An 18,949-nucleotide genomic window follows, 5' to 3' on the forward strand; every position below is an offset into this window, starting at 1 on the left:
GATTTGCCGTGTGGCGTCAAATCGGCACGCGGCACATGCCGCGGCCCAGAAGGACGCCGCCCCGCGACCTGACACAGGCGGCGGGGCGGGGCGGGGAGACGCGGCGCCGAAGCGGCCGATGGTTCAGCGCCGGATCATTTCGTGCAGGCGGGCGATGCGCTCCTGGGTCGACGGGTGGGTCGAGAACAGGCCGCGCAGGCCGCCGCCGGACAGCGGGTTCATGATCATCATCTGCGCCGTTTCCGGGTGCTGCTCGGCGGTGTGCATCGGGATGCCGCGGGCGTAGGCGTCGATCTTGGCCAGCGCGCTGGCGAGCGCCTCGGGATCGCCGGAGATCTCCGCGCCGCCGCGGTCGGCACCGAACTCGCGCGTGCGGCTGATCGCCATCTGGATGATCATGCCGGCCAGCGGCGCGAGGATCATCATCGCGATCGACACGATCGGGTTGGGGCGGCTTTCGCCGTCGCGGCCGCCGAAGAACATGCCGAAGTTGGCCAGCATCGAGATCGCGCCGGCCACGGTTGCCGAGATCGTCGAGATCAGGATGTCGCGGTTCTTGACGTGGGCCAGTTCGTGCGCCATGACGCCGCGCAGCTCGCGCTCGGACAGCATGCGCATGATGCCGCTGGTCGCGGCCACCGCGGCGTTTTCCGGGTTGCGGCCGGTGGCGAAGGCATTGGGCTGGTCCTCATCGATGATGTAGACCTTGGGCATCGGCAACTCAGCGCGCTGGGCCAGCTCGCGCACCATGTTGTAGAGGTAGGGCGAAGTGCTGGCATCGACCTGGCGCGCCTTGTACATCTTCAGCACGGCCTTGTCGGAGAACCAGTAGGCCCAGAAATTCATCGCGCCGCCGAGCACCAGCGCCATCATCATGCCTTCGCGGCCGCCGATGGCCGCGCCCATCGCGCCGAACAGGGCGACGATGCCGGCCATCAGGATGGAAGTCTTGATCCAGTTTCCTAGCATTGCGTATTCCTTCGTAAAGATTCGCTTCGATGCGGTAGATGGGGGCGGAGCCGCCCTACATCAAGCCGGATCGGCTTCGCCGGAAGCGAAGCGTTCGCCGACAGAGACCGCAAAGCCGCGCAGGAATTCCCCGGCGGGCAGGCGCCGGCTGCCCGGGCGTTGCAACACCGTGCAACGCAGCGCGCCCCGGCCGCAGGCGATGACGACGCCGGCCTCGTCGGCGGCCAGCACCGTGCCGGGTTCGCCTTCGGCGTCGATCACTTCGGCCGACCAGAACTTGACCACCGTATCGCGCAACGTGGAGGCCAGGCCGGGGAAGGGATCGAAGGCGCGCATCGCGCGTTCCAGCTCGGCCGCCGGCCGCCGCCAGTCGACGGTGGCCTCGGCACGGCCGATCTTGGCGGCGTAGCTGACGCCTTCGGCAGGCTGCGGCACCGGTTTCAGTTCATCCAGTTGGGCCAGCGCAGCGACGATGCATTCGCCACCGAGCACCGCCAGGCGGTCGTGCAGCGTCGCCGCGGTGTCGGTGGGCAGGATCGGCAGGCTGCGCTCGAGCAGCATCGCGCCGGTATCCAGCCCTTCGTCCATCTGCATGATGGTGATGCCGGTCTCGGTATCGCCGGCCTCGATCGCGCGGTGGATCGGCGCCGCGCCGCGCCAGCGCGGCAGCAGCGAGGCGTGGATGTTGATGCAGCCGCGTCGGGGCAGGTCGAGCACCGCCCTGGGCAGGATCAGCCCGTAAGCGGCCACCACCAGCAGGTCGGGCGCACAGGCGGCGAGGCGGGCGCGCTGCTCGTCGGTGCGCAGCCGCTCGGGCTGGTCGACCTCGATGCCGCGCGCCAGCGCCAGCTGCTTGACCGGGCTGGGCGTGAGCTTCATGCCGCGGCCGGCGGGGCGGTCGGGCTGGGTCAGCACCAGCGCCACCTCGTGGCCGGCGGCCAGGATGGCGTCGAGCGCACAGGCGGCGAATTCGGGCGTGCCGGCGAACGCCACGCGGAGCGGGGCGGCCATCAGGCGGTGATCCGGGCCTTCTTGGCCAGCTTGCTCTTGATCCGGCTGAGCTTGAGCGAAGACAGGTACTCGACGAAGACCTTGCCGTCCAGGTGATCGATCTCGTGCTGGATGCAGACCGCGAGCAAGCCGTCGGCCTCGATCTCGCGCGACTGGCCTTTTTCGTCCAGAGCGCGAACCTTCACACGCTCGGCACGGGTCACTTTCTCGTAGATTCCGGGTACGGACAGGCAGCCTTCCTCGCACACCTGTTCGCCGGAGCGTTCGAGGATATCGGGGTTGATCAGCGCGATCAGGTCGGTCCTGTCCTCGGACACGTCGATGACGACGACGCGCTTATGGACATTGACCTGGGTCGCGGCCAGTCCGATGCCCGGCGCTTCGTACATGGTTTCGGCCATGTCGGCGACCAGTTGGCGGATTTCGTCGTCGACCGACTCGACCGGCTGCGCAATGGTGTGGAGCCGGGGATCGGGGTAGCGGAGGATAGGTAGTAAAGCCATGAATGCTTGCCGCAATAAACCTTTGAGTGCAGAATTTCAAGTGATTTCGCGCATATGCACATGTAATGCACGATGATCTGGGGGCGGTCACGCGGGCGTTTCGGCACCACGCGCCCACCGTGGTTTCGACCCAGCCAGGCCGCGGGCGTTCCGGTATTCGACCGAAGCGCCCCATCCAACCGGAAGCGATCGATGATCCGAATTATATTCCCTCTCCTCGTCGGCATCTCGGCGCTGTTCAGCAGCGCCTTGATCGCCCAGTCCAACGTCCGGCTCGCCGACAACGCGCCCGACAGCTACACCGTCGTCAAGGGCGACACGCTGTGGGACATCTCGGGCCGCTTCCTGAGCGAACCATGGCGCTGGCCGGAAGTCTGGCGCATGAACCGCGACCAGATCCGCAACCCGCACCTGATCTATCCCGGCCAGGTCGTGCTGCTCGACCGCAGCGGGCCGTGGCTGACGATCGGCCGCCGCATCGGCGGCAGCGGCAAGCTGCAGCCGCAGGTGTATGAGGAAACGCTCGAAAACGCCGTGCCCAGCATTCCGGTGCACATCATCGAGCCTTTCCTGAACAAGCCGCTGGTCATCGACCAGTCCAATCTCGAAGGCGCGGCGACCATCGTCGCCACCGAAACCAGCCGCGTGATGACCGGCGCCGGCGACACCGTGTTCGCCAAGAACGTCGATCCCGGCATCGAAGTCTGGCAGATCATGCGCCCGGCCCGTCCGCTGAAGCACCCGCTGACCGGCGAGCCGATCGCCTACGAGGCCGACAACCTGGGCAGCGCCCGCGTCACCGCGCACGGCGAGCCGGCAACACTCGAAATCCTCTCGGCGATCGAGGAAGTGGGCGCCGGTGACCTGCTGCTGCCCAGCGAAGCGCCCAAGGTGTTCTCCTACATGCCCCATGCGCCCGAACACGAAGTCGCCGGCCATGTGGTGTCGATCCATCGCGGCGTGCAGGAAACCGGCCGCCTGCACGTCGTCGCCCTCGACACCGGTGCCCGCGACGGTGTCGAGCCGGGCCACGTGTTGAGCCTGTTCCGCAACCGCGGCACCGCCGTCTACCGCGGCGACAACGGCAAGGAAACTTTCGTCCTGCCGGAAAAGCGCTACGGCCTGCTGTTCGTGTTCCGTGTCTTCGATCGCGTGTCCTATGCGCTGGTGATGGAGACCGACGGACCGGTGACGGTCGGCGACGCCGTCCGCAAGCCCTGACGCGCGGCGGCTGTCACCCTTGACCGGAGACGACGACCTCATCGACTGGCTTCGGCTGGCCGCCACGCCCGGCCTGGGTGCCGACCGCCAGCGCAGCCTGCTCGCCGCCTTCGGCCTGCCGCGGCACATCTTCGCCGCCGGACGCAGCGCCATCACCGGCGTCGTCGGCAGTGTCGCGGCCGATGCCTTGCTCGCCGAACCCCGGCAGGACTGGATCGAGCGCGCCCGGGCCTGGGCCGCCGAGGACGGCAGCCACATCCTGACCCTGGCCGACGAAGCCTATCCGCGCGCCCTGCTCGACATCGCCGATCCGCCGGTGCTGCTCTACGTCAAGGGCGACCCGGCCCTGCTGCAGCGACCGGCGCTCGCCATCGTCGGCGCCCGCAGCGCCACGCCGCAGGGCGACACGAACGCCGAAGCCTTCGCCCGCCATCTGGCCGCCCAAGGCTTCACCATCGTCAGCGGCCTGGCGGCAGGCATCGACGCCGCCGCCCATCGCGGCGCCCTGGCAGCGGGTGCAGCAGGCGCCGGCACGGTGGCCGTCGTCGGCACCGGCATCGACCGCATCTATCCGGCCCGCAATGCAGCGCTGGCACGGGAAATTGCCGCCTGCGGCGCCATCGTCAGCGAATTTCCGCTCGGCACGCCACCGCTGCAGCACAATTTCCCGCGCCGCAACCGCGTCATCGCCGGCCTCGCGCAGGGCGTGCTGGTGGTCGAGGCGGCGCTCAACAGCGGCTCGCTGATCACTGCGCGGCTGGCAGCCGAAACCGGGCGCGAAGTCTTCGCCATCCCCGGCTCCATCCACTCGCCGTTGTCGCGCGGCTGCCACCGCCTGATCCGCGACGGCGCCAAGCTGGTGGAAACCGCCGAGGATGTGGTCGAGGAACTGCGGGGCCGGCTCGGCACTCACTTGCCCGCCCCTGCCGCGAAACGCAGCGCCACGCCGCAGGCCGACCTGACACTCGACGGCAATGCCGCCCGGGTGATGGAGGCGATCGGCCACGATCCCGTCGACCTCGACACGCTTGCGCAACGCTGCAGCTTGACGGTAGATGCCCTGTACGCCATCCTGCTGCCGCTCGAGCTGGACGGGCGGGTCGCCAGCCTTCCCGGTGGCCGCATCCAGAGAGTCGGGCGCTGAACCACATCGTTCTCCCTTTCACCCGCGTCACCGCTCCCCTTGCCGTTCCGTTCCATTGAGAGACCGTTTTGTTCGACATCCTCGTCTATCTCTACGAAAGCTACATCCACGCCGACGCCTGCCCGGAGTCCGACCAGCTTGCGCGCAAGCTGTCCGCTGCCGGCTTCGAGGAAGCGGAAATCGCCAGGGCGCTGGAATGGCTGGCCGGGCTGCAGCACGTGGCGCGCGAAACCCATCCGGCCGGCGCGCCCGACGAACGCTCGGTCCGCATCTACACCGAAGACGAACAGCTTCACCTGAATGCCGACTGCCGCGGCTTCCTGGCGCTGATGGAAAGCGCCGGCGTGCTGGACGGCGTGCATCGCGAACTGATCATCGAACGCGCGCTCGCGCTGGAGAGTGTCGATATCACGCTCGACCGCCTGAAGGTCATCGTGCTGATGGTGCTGTGGCAGCAGGAGCAACCGATCGACACGCTGATGGTCGATGAACTACTGAGCGTCGATGAAGACTGGGATTACAGTCCCACGATACATTAGGAAAAATACGGCAGTCCCGACTGCTTGCAAGGCGCGGCGCGGCCTCTTTATCATCCGCGGCTCCAGCCTCCCGACCCCCCAGCCGGCATATGCCGGCCCGCCCGACAGCCAGAGAGCATGAGCAAGCAACTGATCATCGCGGAAAAACCTTCCGTCGCACAGGACATCGCCCGTGCGCTCGGCGGCTTCACCAAGGAAAAGGACTATTACGAGTCCGACGAATACGTGCTGTCCTCGGCCGTCGGCCACCTGCTCGAACTGGCGGTGCCAGAAGAATTCGAAGTCAAGCGCGGCAAATGGACCTTCGCCCACCTGCCGGTGATCCCGCCGCACTTCGCCGTCAAGCCGATCGAGAAGACCGAGGACCGCCTCAAGCTGCTGACCCGGCTGATCAAGCGCAAGGACGTCACCGGCCTGATCAACGCCTGTGACGCGGGGCGCGAAGGCGAGCTGATCTTCAACTTCATCGCCCAGCACGCCGGCACCAAAAAGCCGATGCAGCGCCTGTGGCTGCAGTCGATGACGCCGCAGGCGATCCGCGACGGCTTCGCCCACCTGCGCGCCGCGCAGGACGTCGAAGGCCTGCGCAACGCCGCGATCTGCCGCGCCGAATCCGACTGGCTGATCGGCATCAACGGCACGCGGGCGATGACCGCGTTCAATTCCAAGACCGGCGGCTTCCACCTCACCACCGTCGGCCGCGTGCAGACGCCGACGCTGGCGCTGGTGGTCGAGCGCGAGGACAAAATCCGCAAGTTCAAGCCGCGCGACTACTGGGAGCTGGAAGCCGATTTCGCCGCCGCGGCCGGGCACTACCCCGGACGCTGGTTCGACGAGAAGTTCAAGAAGCCGGAAGGCGACGAGCACGCCACCGCCTATCGCATCTGGGACAAGGCCCAGGCCGAGGCCATTCGCGCCAAGTGCGACGGCAAGCCGGGCGTGGTCACCGAGGAATCCAAGCCCTCGACGCAGCTGTCGCCGCTGCTGTTCGACCTCACCAGCCTGCAGCGCGAGGCCAACGGCCGCTTCGGCTTCTCCGCCCGCGTCACCCTGCAGCTGGCCCAGGCACTGTACGAGAAGCACAAGGTGCTGACCTACCCGCGTACCGATTCGCGCGCGCTACCCGAGGACTACCTCGGCACGGTCGGCGAAGTCATGCGCAACCTGCCCGAGCAGTACGCCCCCTTCGCCGCCGAGATCGCCAAGCAGGGCTGGGTCAAGCCGAACAAGCGCATCTTCAACAACGCCAAGATTTCCGACCACTTCGCCATCATCCCGACCGGCACGCTGCCCAGGAGCCTGTCCGAGGCCGAGCAGAAGATCTACGACCTGGTCACCAAGCGCTTCCTGGCGGTGTTCTACCCGGCGGCCGAATACCAGATCACCACCCGCATCACCCGCGTCGAAGGCGAAGCCTTCAAGACCGAGGGCAAGGTGCTGGTCAATCCGGGCTGGCTGGCGATCTACGGCAAGGAAGCCGCCGGCGACGACAAGGATGGCAAGGCGGGGGACGGCAAGGACGGCGGCCCGCAATTGGTGCCGGTGAAACAGGGCGAGACAGTCGCCACCGAAAGCATTCTGCTCAAGTCCCTGCAGACCAAGCCGCCGGCACGCTTCAACGAAGCCACGCTGCTGTCGGCGATGGAAGGCGCGGGCAAGATGGTGGACGACGAGGAACTGCGCGCGGCGATGGCCGAACGCGGCCTCGGCACGCCGGCCACGCGCGCGCAGATCATCGAAGGCCTGATCACCGAGCAGTACATCCACCGCGAAGGCCGCGAGCTGATCCCCAGCGCCAAGGCCTTCTCGCTGATCACGCTGCTGAAGGGCCTGGGCGTGAACGCACTGACTTCGCCCGAACTGACCGGCGGCTGGGAATACAAGCTGTCGCGCATGGAGCGGGGCGAGCTGAGCCGCGAAGCCTTCATGCAGGAAATCGCCGACATGGCGCGCGAAGTGGTCGAGCGCGCCAAGCGCTACGAATCCGACACCGTGCCGGGCGATTTCGTCACGCTGAAGACGCCCTGCCCGAAGTGCGGCGGCGTGGTGAAGGAGAACTACAAGAAGTTCGCCTGCCAGCGCTGCGACTGGAGCACCTGGAAGATCGTCGCCGGCCGCCAGTTCGAATACGACGAGATCGAAACCCTGCTGCGCGAAGGCAAGGTCGGCCCGCTGCTCGGCTTCCGCAACAAGATGGGCCGCCTGTTCAACGCCGAGATCGTGCTCAACGAGGACAAGCAGCCCGCCTTCGACTTCGGCCAGCCCAAGGAAGGCGAGGAAGCCGAGCCGGTCGATTTCTCCGACCAGCAGAGCGTCGGCGCCTGCCCGAAGTGCAGCAGCCGGGTGTTCGAGCATGGCATGGCCTACGTCTGCGAGAAATCGGTCGGCCCGGGCAAGAGCTGCGACTTCCGCTCCGGCAAGATCATCCTGCAGCAGCCGATCGAGCGTGAGCAGATGGCCAAGCTGCTGGCCGAAGGCAAGACCGATTTGCTGAAAGGCTTCGTCTCGGCCCGCACGCGGCGCAAGTTCTCGGCCTTCCTGGTGCGCGGCAAGGACGGCAAGGTCGGCTTCGAGTTCGAGGCCAAGACGCCGAAAGCCGGCGCCAAGGCCACTGCGGCAAAGGCCGAGAAGACCGACAAGGAAGCCCCGGCTGCCAAACCCGAAGTACCCGCCAAGAAGCGCACGGCCCGAAAGACCGGCTGAGCCGGCCCGAATCTGGATAAGCCGTCGGACCAACCCGGCACGGGATGGGTCGGGCCGCGTAGGTCGCGCCAAAAGCGAAGCCCATCAACGCCGGCGAAGATCGCGGTGGTAGATGAACTTGCCTGTAGCCAAGTGCAGTGAGTCCGCTTCGCTCTACCCACCCTACGCGGCTGGATAGAGCCTTAGGCCAAGCTCACAGCATTCACCACCGCGCTCGGGCGGCGGTTTGCCGTTCCCGATCTGAAACGCTCGACCCTGCCGATCAGGCAGGCTCCTTCACCGGCATCCGGCCGACCGGGCGCACACCGGGCAGGCCGCTCTCGAGGATCGCGGTGCGCAGGATGTCGATCGCGCCGCTGCGCGGATAGGTGACACGCCACGCCAGCGCCACCCGGCGCGCCGGCTCGGGCTGCGAGAACGGACGCACCGCCACCAGCGGATACTGCATCGTCGCATCGTCTGCCGCGGAACTCGGCAGCACGGTGACGCCGAGGCCGGTGGCGACCATGTGGCGGATCGTCTCCAGCGAACTGCCTTCCAGCGTGCGCTGCAGGCCGCCGACGTTGCGGCAGCTCGGACAGACTTCCAGCACCTGGTCGCGGAAGCAGTTGCCCGCACCGAGCAGCAGCAACTGGTCCTCGGCCAGCAGACGGGCATCGACCGCCGCCTCCTGCGTCCATTCATGATCGGCCGGCATCAGGATGCGGAAAGGTTCGTCATACACCGGCTGGGCGACGATGCCGGCCTCCTCGAACGGCAGGCTGATGATGATGACGTCCAGCTCGCCGCGCTTGAGCGCTTCGGCCAGCCGGGCGGTGTAGTTCTCCTGGATGATCAGCGGCATCCGCGGCGCCAGCTGGTGCATGCGCGGAATCAGCCGCGGCAGCAGGTAGGGGCCGATCGTGTAGATCACGCCGAGACGCAGCGGGCCGGCCAGCGGGTCCTTGCCCGCGGCGGCGATCTCCTGGATCTGGCTCGCTTCCATCAGCACCTTCTCGGCCTGGGCAACGATGCGGCGGCCGGTTTCGGTGATCTTGACTTCGGTCGCGCTGCGCTCGAAGAGCTGGATGCCGAGTTCTTCCTCGACCTTCTTCACGGCCACCGACAAGGTCGGCTGGGAGACGTGGCATTTCTCCGCGGCGCGGCCGAAATGGCGCTCATGGGCGAGCGCGACGAGATAGCGCAGATCGGTCAATGTCATGGTCTGCTCCCGCTGAAAATGGGTTTCCCTCCGGATGGGCTGTCGATGTTACCTTGCCCATCAAGCCCCTGCGTGCTTCAGTAGCCGCCCGCTTATACTTCGATGTTCTGCAACCATTCGACGGACACGAATGTCGCTCCGCCTGCACCACGTCAGCGCGATGATGCTGCCTCTGCTCGCCTTCATGCCGGCAGGCGATGCCGTTGCAGAGGATGCCTTCTTCCAGCCGCTCCCGGTGGTGCTGAGCGCATCGCGCCTGCCTCAGCCCCTGCAGGATACACCCGGCGCCGTCACCGTCATCGACGCCGACATGATCGCAGCCACCGGCTACCGCGAACTCGCCCGGCTGTTCCGGCTCGTACCCGGCATGATGGTCGCGCAGGAACGCGGCAACCAGCAGTGGGTGACCTATCATGGCCTCAGCGCCGACCATCCGAACCAGATGCAGGTGCTGATCGACGGCCGTTCGATCTATTCGCCCCACTATTCCGGCAGCACCAACTGGCGCGCCCTTCCGGTCCTGCTCGAGGACATCGAGCGCATCGAGATCGTGCGCGGCTCCAATTCCGCGAGCTACGGCTCGAACGCCTTTCTCGGCGTGGTCAATCTGGTCACCCGCCATACCGGCGCCGAAGCCGGCCATTCCGTTAGCGCACGCATCGGCAGCCATGGCATCGCCGACGTCAGCGGACGGGCGCTGTTGCGCAGCGGCGCGCTCGGCCTGCGGCTGAGCGCGCACGAACAGCGCGACGACGGCTGGTCCGGGCTGCACGACGGCCAGCACCTGCGTTCCTTCAACCTCCGCGGCGACCTGGACCTCGGAACCACCGACACGCTGGAATTCTCCGCCAGCTACGCTACTGCCACGCAGGACGAAGGCTATCCGGACACCTTGTTCAACGGCAGCGGCATCCGCGAGCTCGAACAGCAGGACTACACGATCCACGCAACCTGGCGGCATCTGCCGTCATTCGACGAAGAATGGATCGTATCGTGGTACCGCAACCGTGAACACACCCGGGACGACTGGTGGGTGGATTCCCGGGCCAACTGCCCCGTCCACGACCTCCGCGTGGGACAGCTCTGCTCGAGGCTGCTGCAAATGCCGCGCTATCGCGGCAACGTCAATAACAACCGCGACACCCTGCGCGACAACGTCTCGCTCCAGCATCGCTTCGCCGCAACGGATGCGCTGCGCCTGCTGTGGGGTACCGAATGGCGCTACGACCGCATCGATTCGGATTTCCTCTATGACAGCCGCCGCCGGCGCACACGGGAAGAATGGCGGCTGTTCGGCAACGCCGAATGGCACTCCGCATCCGAATGGCTGTGGAACCTCGGCGCCATGGCCGAACAGGTCGAAGGCGACCGCGTCCGCTTCGCACCGCGCGTATTCCTGAACTGGCAGCCGCGGGACGACGTGACATGGCGCGTGGGCTATTCGCGCGCCTGGCGCCAGCCCACGCTGCACGAGCTCTGGACCAACGTGCGGATATCAGTCGATGGGCTCGGCGTGGTCAACCAACGCTACACCCCCAACCCCCATCTTCGTCCGCAGCGGCTGGATACCTGGGAAATCGGCTACCTCGGCAGCACCCCGTGGGGCGGCCTGCTCGACGTGCGCATATTCGACGAACACGTCAGGGACTACATCCAGCGCAGGCCCATCAGGCTCTCGAACCCCTTCGATCCGAGCGAAGCCCTGGAGGATGCGACCAATGGCGACCCCTTCCTGATCCATCACATCATGGGTTCCACGCAGTGGTCCAACGCGCCCGGCAGCATTCGCCTCCGCGGCCTGGAATACCAGCTTTCATTGAAGCCGCGAGCGGCCACGACGCTGCTGTTCACCACACCCTCATCCAGCGCCACGCCGACGACAGGGCCGTGCGGGGCAGCGTCCCGCCCTACACGGCGACGCTGACCTGGATGGAGCGGATCGGCAACTGGCGATCGACGATGAGCCTGCTGCGCATGGGGCCGCTCGCGGCCACGACCGGCGATGTTCCCGGCCTGCACTACACCGTGCCCTCCTATACCAGCCTGGACTGGAGCGTCGCCCGCAGCCTGCGCATCGGCGACCGTTCGATGGATGTGCGCCTGACGGCCATCAACCTCCTCGGCAGGCACCAGGAACTGGCGCACAAGCCGCTGCAGTCGATGCCGCAGCACCGGCATCGCGAGCCCAACAAGGCGGATCGGCAGGTCTTCCTGAGCGTAAACATGCCTCTTTGAGGCTGGCCGGGACCCTGCGGCGGAAAAATCGACCGGAAGGCTTGATCGCAGCGTGCTTCACCCCAAATTTGCAATCAGATGTGTGCAGTGGAACAGTCTCGGCGAATCGACGTCCACTGCTGTCGTCGGCACTGACCAACTACGGAATCGATCATGCGCAAACATCTTGTGACCACTGTTATCGCTCTCTCCATCGCTGCCGCGCTGCCCGGTACGGCCCTGATTCCCGCCGCCCATGCCCAGGCCGCGCCGGCGGCTTCGCTGGTGTCGCCGAACCGCTACGGCCTGCCGGACTTCGGCGATCTGGTCGAAGAGGTCGGCCCGGCGGTGGTGGAACATCAGCGTCGTGCAGCAGCAGCAGACGGCGGGCGGCCAGAATCCGTTCGCCAACGATCCTTTCTACGACTTCCTGCGCCGCTTCGGCGTACCGATGCCGGGCTTCCCCGGCCAGCCCGGCATGGGGCCGCGCGCCCGGCAGGGCATCGGCTCGGGCTTCATCGTCAGCCAGGACGGCTACGTGCTGACCAACGCCCACGTCGTCGCCGGCGAGGACGGCGACGCGGCGCTGTCCGAAGTCACCGTGACGCTGATCGACAAGCGCGAATTCAAGGCCAAGGTCGTCGGCATCGACCGCCGCACCGACGTCGCGCTGCTGAAGATCGAGGCCAAGGACCTGCCGGTGGTGAGGATCGGCAAGGCCGACGAGGCCCGCGTCGGCGAGTGGGTGGTGGCGATGGGCTCGCCCTTCGGCTTCGACAACACCGTCACCGCCGGCATCATCTCGGCCAAGGCGCGCCGCCTGCCGGACGAGACCTACGTGCCCTTCATCCAGACCGACGTCGCGATCAATCCCGGCAATTCGGGCGGGCCGCTGTTCAACCTCGCCGGCGAGGTCATCGGCATCAACTCGCAGATCTATTCTCGTTCGGGCGGCTTCATGGGCATTTCGTTCGCGATCCCGATCGACGTCGCCATGAACGTCAAGGATCAGCTTGCCACTCATGGCCGCGTACAGCGCGGCCGCCTCGGCATCGGCATCCAGAGCGTCGACAAGGATCTCGCCCAGTCCTTCGGCCTGCCTGACGCGCGCGGCGCCCTGGTGGCCAGCGTGGAGCCGGGCAGCGCCGCCGACAAGGCCGGCATCCAGGCCGGCGACGTGGTGCTGAGCCTGGACGGCAAGCGCATCGACGACATGGCCGACCTGCCGCGCGCAGTCGGCGAGAAGCGCCCCGGCACCCGCATCCGCATGGAAATCTGGCGCGACGGCCGCAGCCGCGACGTGGTGGCGACGCTGGACGAGATGACGAACGACAACATCGCCGCCGCCCCGGCGCCGAGCCAGGTCGAAAACGTCGATGCCGGCCTCGGCCTCGGCGTGCGGGCACTGACTTCGCAAGAGGCAGCCCAGTTGCAGCTGCGCGGCGGCCTGGTGGTGGAAAGCGTGGATGGCGCCGCCGCACGCGCCGGCCTGCGCAACGGCGACGTCATCATCGCGCTCAACAACAACGCCGTCACCAACGTCGCCGACTTCCGCAAGCTGGTCCGGGCCGCCGGCAAACGCTTCGCACTGCTGATCCAGCGCGGCGAATCGCGCATCTACGTGCCGCTGCGGCTGGAATGACGCAAGACGGGGGCCGGCCCCGCCCCGGCCCCCACGCATCCGTTCAGGCCCGGCATCTCACACCCGGAAGCGCCCGACCGATTCCTGCAGCCGTGCCGCCAGCCGTTCCAGTTCGCGCGCCGCCTGTACCGTCTGCCCGATGGCGAGATCGTTCTCGCTCGCCATGCCGGCAATGTCGTCGATGCCGGATGCCACCGATGCGCTGGAGCGGCGCTGCTCGGCCGTTGCGGTGGCAATGCGGTCCAGTCCTTCGCCTACTTCGGCGACCAGCAGGTTCGCCGCACCCAGCACCTGCGAAACGCCATCCGCCGCCACGCGGCTCGATTCGAGGTGGGCCAGGCCGCTCTCGATCGCCCCTCTCACCGAATCCGAACGCCGCCCGACCTCGTGCGTGATGCCGTCGATCTCGCCCGCCGAACGCGCCGACTTCTCGGCCAGCTTGCGCACTTCATCGGCAACCACCGCAAAGCCGCGCCCCTGCTCGCCGGCGCGTGCCGCTTCGATCGCGGCATTCAGCGCCAGCAGGTTGGTCTGCTCGGCAATCTCGCGCATCTCCTGCGTCATGCGTGAAATGGCTTGCGTCGATTCGATGAAATCACCGACCGTGCCTGCCATCTGACGCACTGCCGACTCGACCTGCTCCATCTCGCCGATCAGTTGCCGCACGCTCTGCTCGCCTTCTCGCGAATGCGCCAGACTGGCATGCGAACGTTCGCGCACCTCGGCCGCATTGGCGGCAATGTGCGTGATGCTGCCGCTCATCTGCTCGACTGCGGCGCTGGCCGTTGCCGAACGTTCGTTCTGTCGGTGCGAGCGCTGGCCGAGATCATCGGCACCCTCCGCCAGATGCCGTGCCGCCCGTGCCACTTCGTCGGCTGCCGCGCCGACCTCGCGCACGAGCACCGCAATGACGGCCATCATGTCGTTGAATGAATCCGCGGTACGGCCGATTTCGTCCTTGCCGGCCCGTTCGAGACGGCGCGTCAGGTCGCCGCCGCCCTGGGCGATTTCGGCGAGGCCGGCAGCCAGACCGGACAGGGGACGGGCAACGAAGCGGCGGATGAAGAAGAACACGAAGCCCAGCAGCGGCAGCGACACCAACACGGCGAAGACGATGCTCTTGTTGCGAAACTCGGCCACTGCCGCCTCCGCCCGGTCGAGCGAGACGCGCATGCTGACCGCGCCCAGCGGCACTCCTTCGGCAACCTGATGACAGGTAATGCAGTCCTTGCCCAGCCAGTCTTTCGATGCCAGCGCCGGTATGACCACGCGCAAATGCTCGCCATGTTCCGCGCCGTGCTCCACCGCCATGTGGGTCCGGCCGTCGGCCAGCGCCCGGCGCTCGGCCTCGTCGAGCGGAACTTCGCCGGCCTCGCCCGGGCCGAAAATCCGGCTCGTCTCCTCGCCTCGGATCACCTTCAGGTCGCGCACCACCGACAGTTCCTTGATCTGGTCGAGAAACACGTCGCGCTGGGCCACGGTGCCGGTGATCATCATGCCGGTCAGCCCGGCCATGGTCATTTCGTTGACCGTGGCGGCGAAATCCTTCGCCTGCTCGATCGCCATGTCGCGGGTCACGCGCGTTTCCCACACGATCATGCTTCCCCAGGCAAGCACCAGCATCAGCCAGATCGCGGCGGTCAGCCTGAACCAGATCGGAGTATCCGCAAAGCGGCGCATCATTCGCTCTCTCTATCCACATTTACGATGGCGGGCCGAGACGCCCCATCGGCGGGCCCGTTTCCCATCAACGGCCGGCAAACCCGCATTCTTGAGCCGGCGGCAGGGGATTTGATCGCTGCCGTGCAAACCGAATATCATTCGGCGCTGATATAAGATGCATTGAACCAATATGGAACCTGTGCTGTCGCAGGACGGTCTCGGTTCCAAGACGCGCCCGTCGCCCTCCTCGACGTCATTTTTTTCAACCACGCTTCAAAGCAGCAACGAGGTAACAATGAAGAAGATCATCGCACTCGGCATCCTTGCCCTTTCCGTCGCCGGCACCGCATCCGCCCAGGTGAAGCCCGAAGACCAGATCAAGTACCGCCAGGCCGGCTACAGCTTCATGTCCTGGAACATGGGCAAGATCAAGGCCAACCTCGATGGCGAATTCAACGCGCAGCAGGTCCAGGCCGCCGCCAACGCCATCGCCGCCATCTCCGGCTCCGGCATGGGCGCGCTGTTCGGCCCCGGCACCGAGAAGGCCATCGGCAACGTCAAAACGCGCGTGAAGCCCGAGTTCTTCCAGAACATGGACGATGTCGCCAAGCTCGCCACCGATCTGAATAGCGCGGCGAACAACCTGGTTGCCGCTGCCGCCACCGGCGACAAGGCCGAAGTGCAGAAGGCTTTCGGCGATACCGGCGGCACCTGTAAGGCCTGCCACGACAAGTATCGCGCCAAGTAAGAAGCGCACGGGCCACGTGAGCCCGGGCCATGAAAAAAGCCGCAATTGAACTGCACCCCAAGAGTTGGACACCGATCCAACTTTTGGGGTGTTTTACATGGCGAAGTACGATGAGCAATTCAAGCTGAGGGTGGTGCAGAGCTACGAACTGGGTGATCGGGGTTTCAAGGCGTTGGCTCATGAGTACGGTCTGGACCATGGGACGGTCAGGCGCTGGGTCAAGAGCTACGAGCACCACGGGCAGGAGGGCTTGAGCAAGAAGTTCAGCCACTACAGTGCGCAGTTCAAATTGTCGGTGCTGCAGCGGATGCAGCGGGAAGGGTTGTCGGTTCGCCAAGCGGTTGCGATGTTCGACATCCGGGGCGGCGTGGGGGTCATCAGAGCTTGGGAACGCCAGTATGATGAGGGCGGGCTGCAAGCACTGAATCCCAAGCTTCGCGGCCGGCCGAAGAAGATGACGATACCCGAGACCCCAGAGCCCTTGCCATCGAAGTCCGAAGATACGCGCACGCTCGAGCAGTTGCGCAAAGAGAACGAGTATCTGCGCGCGGAGGTGGCGTACCTAAAAAAATTGAGGGCCTTGCGTCAGGCCAAAGAGCAGGCCGCGCAGAAAAAGCGCGGGTAGTGCTTGAACTGAGGCAAGGCCACGATCTGGCGATGTTGTTGAGGGCGGCGGGGCTATCGCGCAGCACGTTCTACTACCAGGTGAAGGCGCAGCAGGCTGGCGACCGGCAGGCTGATCTGAAATCGCGTATTCGCGCCCTCTACGAGCGTCACAAGGGGCGTTATGGCTACCGGCGCATCACGGCGGCGCTGCGCCAGGCCGGCGCGGCGATCAATCACAAGGCGGTGCAGCGCCTGATGCGGGCGCTGGGGCTGAAGTCGCTGGTGCGCCCCAAGAAATATCGTTCCTACAGGGGACAGCAGGCTCAGGTGCCCAACATTCTGGCGCGCCAGTTCCAGGCCGAACGGCCCCACCAGAAGTGGGTGACCGACGTGACCGAGTTCAATGTGCGTGGCCAGAAGCTGTACCTCTCGCCCGTGATGGATCTCTACAACGGGGAAATCGTGTTCTATGCGATGCAAAAACGGCCGTACTTCTCACTGGTGGCCAACATGCTCAACAAGGCCTTGGCCAAGCTGGCCGGCAAGGAGGCGCCGCTATTGCACTCCGACCAAGGATGGCAGTATCAGATGTCCGCCTATCGGCGCCAGCTCGCCGCACGCGGCCTGATCCAAAGCATGTCGCGCAAGGGCAACTGCCTGGACAACGCCGCCATGGAGAGTTTCTTCGGTACGTTGAAGTCAGAGTTCTTCCACCTGAACCGCTTTGACAGCATCGAGCAGCTACAGGCCGGCATCCGACAATACATCCATTACTACAATCACGACCGTATCAAGACCAAATTAAAAGGCCTGAGCCCGGTGCAGTACCGAACTCAGGCCTTGGCCGTCTAGCTTATAACTGTCCAACTTCTTGGGGTCAGTTCAAATCGCGGCTTTTTTCATTCATGCCTGCCGACCGGCAGGGCGCTCACGCGGTGGCAGGCTCCCTGCCCACGATCACCAGGCAGGAACGGCCTGGACCGGAGGCGGTGGCGGCGGGGGCGGCAGCAGCCCGCCCATTGCCGCCCACACCACGAAACCCGCCACCGCCAGCGCCACGATGAAGGCGACCGTGCCGCCGCCTTGCGCCGACTTCAGTTCGGGATCGGACACCTCCTTGAAGCCGGTAATCATCGGCTTCACCAGGTTGTCCTTCTTCACGTGCGCATAGAACATGATCGCCAGCACGTGCAGCGCAACCAGCGCGATGATGATCCAGAAGTTCTGCCGGTGCAGGCCACTGAGCCAGTCGCTGGTGTCCTTGCTCACCAGTGCGTAGAGCGGCCCCTCGAAAGCGATGTCGTCGTTCGCCACCAGCCCGCTGACCACCTGGAAGCCCAGGATCGCCAGCAGCGCCAGCACCGACAGGGCGCCGAGCGGGTTGTGCCCGACGCCGCGCCATTGCCCGCGCAGGTAGGCGACGATGCCGCCCGGCCCCGGCACGAAGTTGGCGAAACGCGCATAGGTCGAGCCGAGCACGCCCCACACCAGGCGGAAGGCCAGCAGGCCGCCGATGGCAATGCCCAGCCAGCCGTGCCAGACGATCAGGTTGCCGCCGATCAGCGCCGTACAGTAGGCCGCGACGACCAGCAGCGCCAGCGTCCAGTGGAAAATGCGCGTGGGAATATCCCAGACAAGTATCTTGCGGATGTTCATGAATTGTTCATCGTCCCTATTGAATGATCCGGAATGTTCGGCGATCCGAAAAACGACAAATCCGATCGGCTGAAGTTCCGCACCGCAGCATTGCAGGCAGCAGTACAGACTGTAGCAAACGGGCGATCGTCGCCCGTCGGCGAGGACCGCTAGAATCGGCTCCCCGGCAGCCCCACCCTCTTGCGGAAAACCGCGCAATGACCAAGAAAAAAGACGAATCCTCGGCCTGAGCATCTTGCTCGCCATGCTGGCTTTCGCCGCCTGGCACTTCAAGGCCGTTCCGTTCGCATATTACTGGATGACGATGAAGAGCCGCTCGGCCGAGTGGCAGGAGAAGAGTGTCTGGCTGCCCTTCTACCGCGTCGCGGTCGAGGCCCGGCCGATCGAAGGCATCGAGCGTAATGCCTCGGGGCTGACCTTCAACCCCGCGACCGGCACGCTGTTCTCCGTCACCAATGCACCGCAGGAAGTGATCGAGCTCGATACCGAGGGCCGCCTGCTGCGGCGGATTCCGATCCACGGCGGCCAGGACCCGGAAGGCATCGCCCACATCGATGGCGACGTCTTCGTCATCGCCGACGAGCCGGACCAGCAGCTCTACCGCGTCATCATCGACGCCGACACCGACAATATCGACCTGCACGGCGTGCCGCGCCTGGGGCTGGCGATCGATCTGTACAAGAATCGCGGATTCGAGGGCGTGTCGTGGGATTCCGCCACCCAGCGCCTGTTCGTCGCCAAGGAAAAGGCGCCGCTGCGGGTGTTCGCCATCGCCGGCCTGCCCGGACTGCTGAAGGGCAGCACCCTCGACCTGCAGATCAGCGAATGGACGTCGTCGAAAGCATCCGCGCTGTTCATGACCGACCTGTCCTCGCTGACCGTCCACGAACCGACCGGCAACATGCTGCTGCTGAGCGACGAATCGGCATTGATCGTCGAATACGCGCCGGACGGCAGCCCGGTCAGCATGCTGCCGATGTGGCGTGGCCTGCACGGGCTTTCATCGATGGTGCCGCAGGCCGAAGGGCTCACGACCGGGCCGGACGGCGCCATCTACGTGCTGTCGGAACCCAACCTGTTCTACCGCTTCGAGCGGGAGCCGCGGCCGCAGTGGGTCGAGAAGCGATGAG

The 18,949-nt window shown here is 65.9% G+C and carries 15 protein-coding genes and 1 pseudogene; 10 read left to right on the top strand and 6 right to left on the bottom strand.

Annotated features, from left to right (window positions below; translation table 11 throughout):
• Positions 1–123 precede the first annotated feature (123 nt).
• The 3 genes from htpX to def are packed head-to-tail and all read right to left on the bottom strand — an operon-like array spanning position 124 to position 2,483.
• Positions 124–969 carry a zinc metalloprotease HtpX gene (gene htpX, locus AAFL97_RS21485; RefSeq protein ID WP_341646669.1) on the bottom strand — a complete coding sequence of 282 codons (846 nt, stop codon included), beginning with the start codon at positions 967–969 and terminating at the stop codon, positions 124–126.
• Between the two features lie 60 nt (positions 970–1,029).
• The gene (fmt, locus tag AAFL97_RS21490; RefSeq protein ID WP_341646670.1) at positions 1,030–1,980 is read right to left on the bottom strand and encodes a methionyl-tRNA formyltransferase; all 951 of its coding nucleotides are present in this window, start codon (positions 1,978–1,980) and stop codon (positions 1,030–1,032) included.
• Positions 1,980–2,483, bottom strand: coding sequence for a peptide deformylase (def, locus tag AAFL97_RS21495; RefSeq protein ID WP_263460986.1), 504 nt, complete (start codon positions 2,481–2,483; stop codon positions 1,980–1,982). The genes fmt and def overlap by 1 nt, the downstream gene beginning before the upstream one ends.
• 192 nt (positions 2,484–2,675) lie before the next feature.
• Between def and AAFL97_RS21500 the strand changes: the two genes are divergently transcribed.
• The 4 genes from AAFL97_RS21500 to AAFL97_RS21515 all read left to right on the top strand — a co-directional run bounded on the left by AAFL97_RS21500 (position 2,676) and on the right by AAFL97_RS21515 (position 8,090).
• Complete coding sequence (locus AAFL97_RS21500) at positions 2,676–3,704, top strand: LysM peptidoglycan-binding domain-containing protein (RefSeq protein WP_341646671.1); 1,029 nt, start codon at positions 2,676–2,678, stop codon at positions 3,702–3,704.
• Positions 3,705–3,723: 19 nt separating this feature from the next.
• Positions 3,724–4,848, top strand: coding sequence for a DNA-processing protein DprA (gene dprA / locus AAFL97_RS21505; protein WP_341646672.1), 1,125 nt, complete (start codon positions 3,724–3,726; stop codon positions 4,846–4,848).
• Between the two features lie 68 nt (positions 4,849–4,916).
• Positions 4,917–5,387: a DUF494 domain-containing protein gene (locus AAFL97_RS21510; protein WP_263460989.1), complete on the top strand. Its 471-nt coding sequence runs from the start codon at positions 4,917–4,919 to the stop codon at positions 5,385–5,387.
• 117 nt (positions 5,388–5,504) lie between these two features.
• The gene (locus tag AAFL97_RS21515) at positions 5,505–8,090 is read left to right on the top strand and encodes a DNA topoisomerase III (RefSeq protein ID WP_263460990.1); all 2,586 of its coding nucleotides are present in this window, start codon (positions 5,505–5,507) and stop codon (positions 8,088–8,090) included.
• A gap of 262 nt (positions 8,091–8,352) precedes the next feature.
• Here AAFL97_RS21515 and AAFL97_RS21520 read toward each other — a convergent pair whose 3' ends face one another.
• Entirely contained in the window at positions 8,353–9,291 is a 939-nt protein-coding gene (locus AAFL97_RS21520) for a hydrogen peroxide-inducible genes activator (protein WP_263460991.1), read from the bottom strand.
• 130 nt (positions 9,292–9,421) lie between these two features.
• On the opposite strand from AAFL97_RS21520, the gene AAFL97_RS21525 reads away from it, so the two are divergent.
• The 3 genes and pseudogenes from AAFL97_RS21525 to AAFL97_RS21535 all read left to right on the top strand — a co-directional run bounded on the left by AAFL97_RS21525 (position 9,422) and on the right by AAFL97_RS21535 (position 13,147).
• Positions 9,422–11,215, top strand: a complete 1,794-nt coding sequence (locus tag AAFL97_RS21525) for a TonB-dependent receptor plug domain-containing protein (RefSeq protein WP_341646673.1) — start codon at positions 9,422–9,424, stop codon at positions 11,213–11,215.
• The gene (locus AAFL97_RS21530) at positions 11,179–11,526 is read left to right on the top strand and encodes a hypothetical protein (protein WP_341646674.1); all 348 of its coding nucleotides are present in this window, start codon (positions 11,179–11,181) and stop codon (positions 11,524–11,526) included. The genes AAFL97_RS21525 and AAFL97_RS21530 overlap by 37 nt, the downstream gene beginning before the upstream one ends.
• A 153-nt stretch (positions 11,527–11,679) precedes the next feature.
• Positions 11,680–13,147: pseudogene (locus AAFL97_RS21535) on the top strand (DegQ family serine endoprotease).
• A gap of 57 nt (positions 13,148–13,204) precedes the next feature.
• On the opposite strand, the gene AAFL97_RS21540 reads toward AAFL97_RS21535, so the two are convergent.
• Positions 13,205–14,827 (bottom strand): methyl-accepting chemotaxis protein, encoded by a 1,623-nt coding sequence (locus AAFL97_RS21540; RefSeq protein WP_263461121.1) that lies wholly within the window; start codon positions 14,825–14,827, stop codon positions 13,205–13,207.
• A gap of 277 nt (positions 14,828–15,104) precedes the next feature.
• Between AAFL97_RS21540 and AAFL97_RS21545 the strand changes: the two genes are divergently transcribed.
• Positions 15,105–15,557, top strand: a complete 453-nt coding sequence (locus AAFL97_RS21545) for a c-type cytochrome (protein WP_263460994.1) — start codon at positions 15,105–15,107, stop codon at positions 15,555–15,557.
• A 97-nt stretch (positions 15,558–15,654) separates the two neighbouring features.
• Positions 15,655–17,015 (top strand): IS3 family transposase gene (locus tag AAFL97_RS21550; protein ID WP_341646675.1). Its coding sequence is split into 2 segments (ribosomal slippage): positions 15,655–16,153 and positions 16,153–17,015, totalling 1,362 coding nucleotides; the frame shifts between segments, so codons are not numbered across the junction.
• A 105-nt stretch (positions 17,016–17,120) separates the two neighbouring features.
• Here the strand turns inward: AAFL97_RS21550 and AAFL97_RS21555 are convergent.
• Positions 17,121–17,819 carry a cytochrome b/b6 domain-containing protein gene (locus tag AAFL97_RS21555; RefSeq protein WP_341646676.1) on the bottom strand — a complete coding sequence of 233 codons (699 nt, stop codon included), beginning with the start codon at positions 17,817–17,819 and terminating at the stop codon, positions 17,121–17,123.
• Between the two features lie 244 nt (positions 17,820–18,063).
• Between AAFL97_RS21555 and AAFL97_RS21560 the strand changes: the two genes are divergently transcribed.
• Positions 18,064–18,948, top strand: a complete 885-nt coding sequence (locus AAFL97_RS21560) for an SdiA-regulated domain-containing protein (protein ID WP_341646677.1) — start codon at positions 18,064–18,066, stop codon at positions 18,946–18,948.
• Position 18,949 lies beyond the last annotated feature (1 nt).

Source organism: Thauera sp. SDU_THAU2, assembly GCF_038260575.1.
Classification (GTDB): Bacteria; Pseudomonadota; Gammaproteobacteria; order Burkholderiales; family Rhodocyclaceae; genus Thauera.

What these genes read in the sequence shown, in the direction of transcription:
- AAFL97_RS21540 (WP_263461121.1), bottom strand. Translation starts at nt 14,827, where the DNA reads ATGCGCCGCTTTGCGGATACTCCGATCTGGTTCAGGCTGACCGCCGCG.
- fmt (WP_341646670.1), bottom strand. Translation starts at nt 1,980, where the DNA reads ATGGCCGCCCCGCTCCGCGTGGCGTTCGCCGGCACGCCCGAATTCGCC.
- AAFL97_RS21555 (WP_341646676.1), bottom strand. Translation starts at nt 17,819, where the DNA reads ATGAACATCCGCAAGATACTTGTCTGGGATATTCCCACGCGCATTTTC.
- AAFL97_RS21500 (WP_341646671.1), top strand. Translation starts at nt 2,676, where the DNA reads ATGATCCGAATTATATTCCCTCTCCTCGTCGGCATCTCGGCGCTGTTC.
- def (WP_263460986.1), bottom strand. Translation starts at nt 2,483, where the DNA reads ATGGCTTTACTACCTATCCTCCGCTACCCCGATCCCCGGCTCCACACC.
- AAFL97_RS21525 (WP_341646673.1), top strand. Translation starts at nt 9,422, where the DNA reads ATGTCGCTCCGCCTGCACCACGTCAGCGCGATGATGCTGCCTCTGCTC.
- AAFL97_RS21560 (WP_341646677.1), top strand. Translation starts at nt 18,064, where the DNA reads ATGCTGGCTTTCGCCGCCTGGCACTTCAAGGCCGTTCCGTTCGCATAT.
- AAFL97_RS21545 (WP_263460994.1), top strand. Translation starts at nt 15,105, where the DNA reads ATGAAGAAGATCATCGCACTCGGCATCCTTGCCCTTTCCGTCGCCGGC.
- AAFL97_RS21520 (WP_263460991.1), bottom strand. Translation starts at nt 9,291, where the DNA reads ATGACATTGACCGATCTGCGCTATCTCGTCGCGCTCGCCCATGAGCGC.
- AAFL97_RS21515 (WP_263460990.1), top strand. Translation starts at nt 5,505, where the DNA reads ATGAGCAAGCAACTGATCATCGCGGAAAAACCTTCCGTCGCACAGGAC.
- htpX (WP_341646669.1), bottom strand. Translation starts at nt 969, where the DNA reads ATGCTAGGAAACTGGATCAAGACTTCCATCCTGATGGCCGGCATCGTC.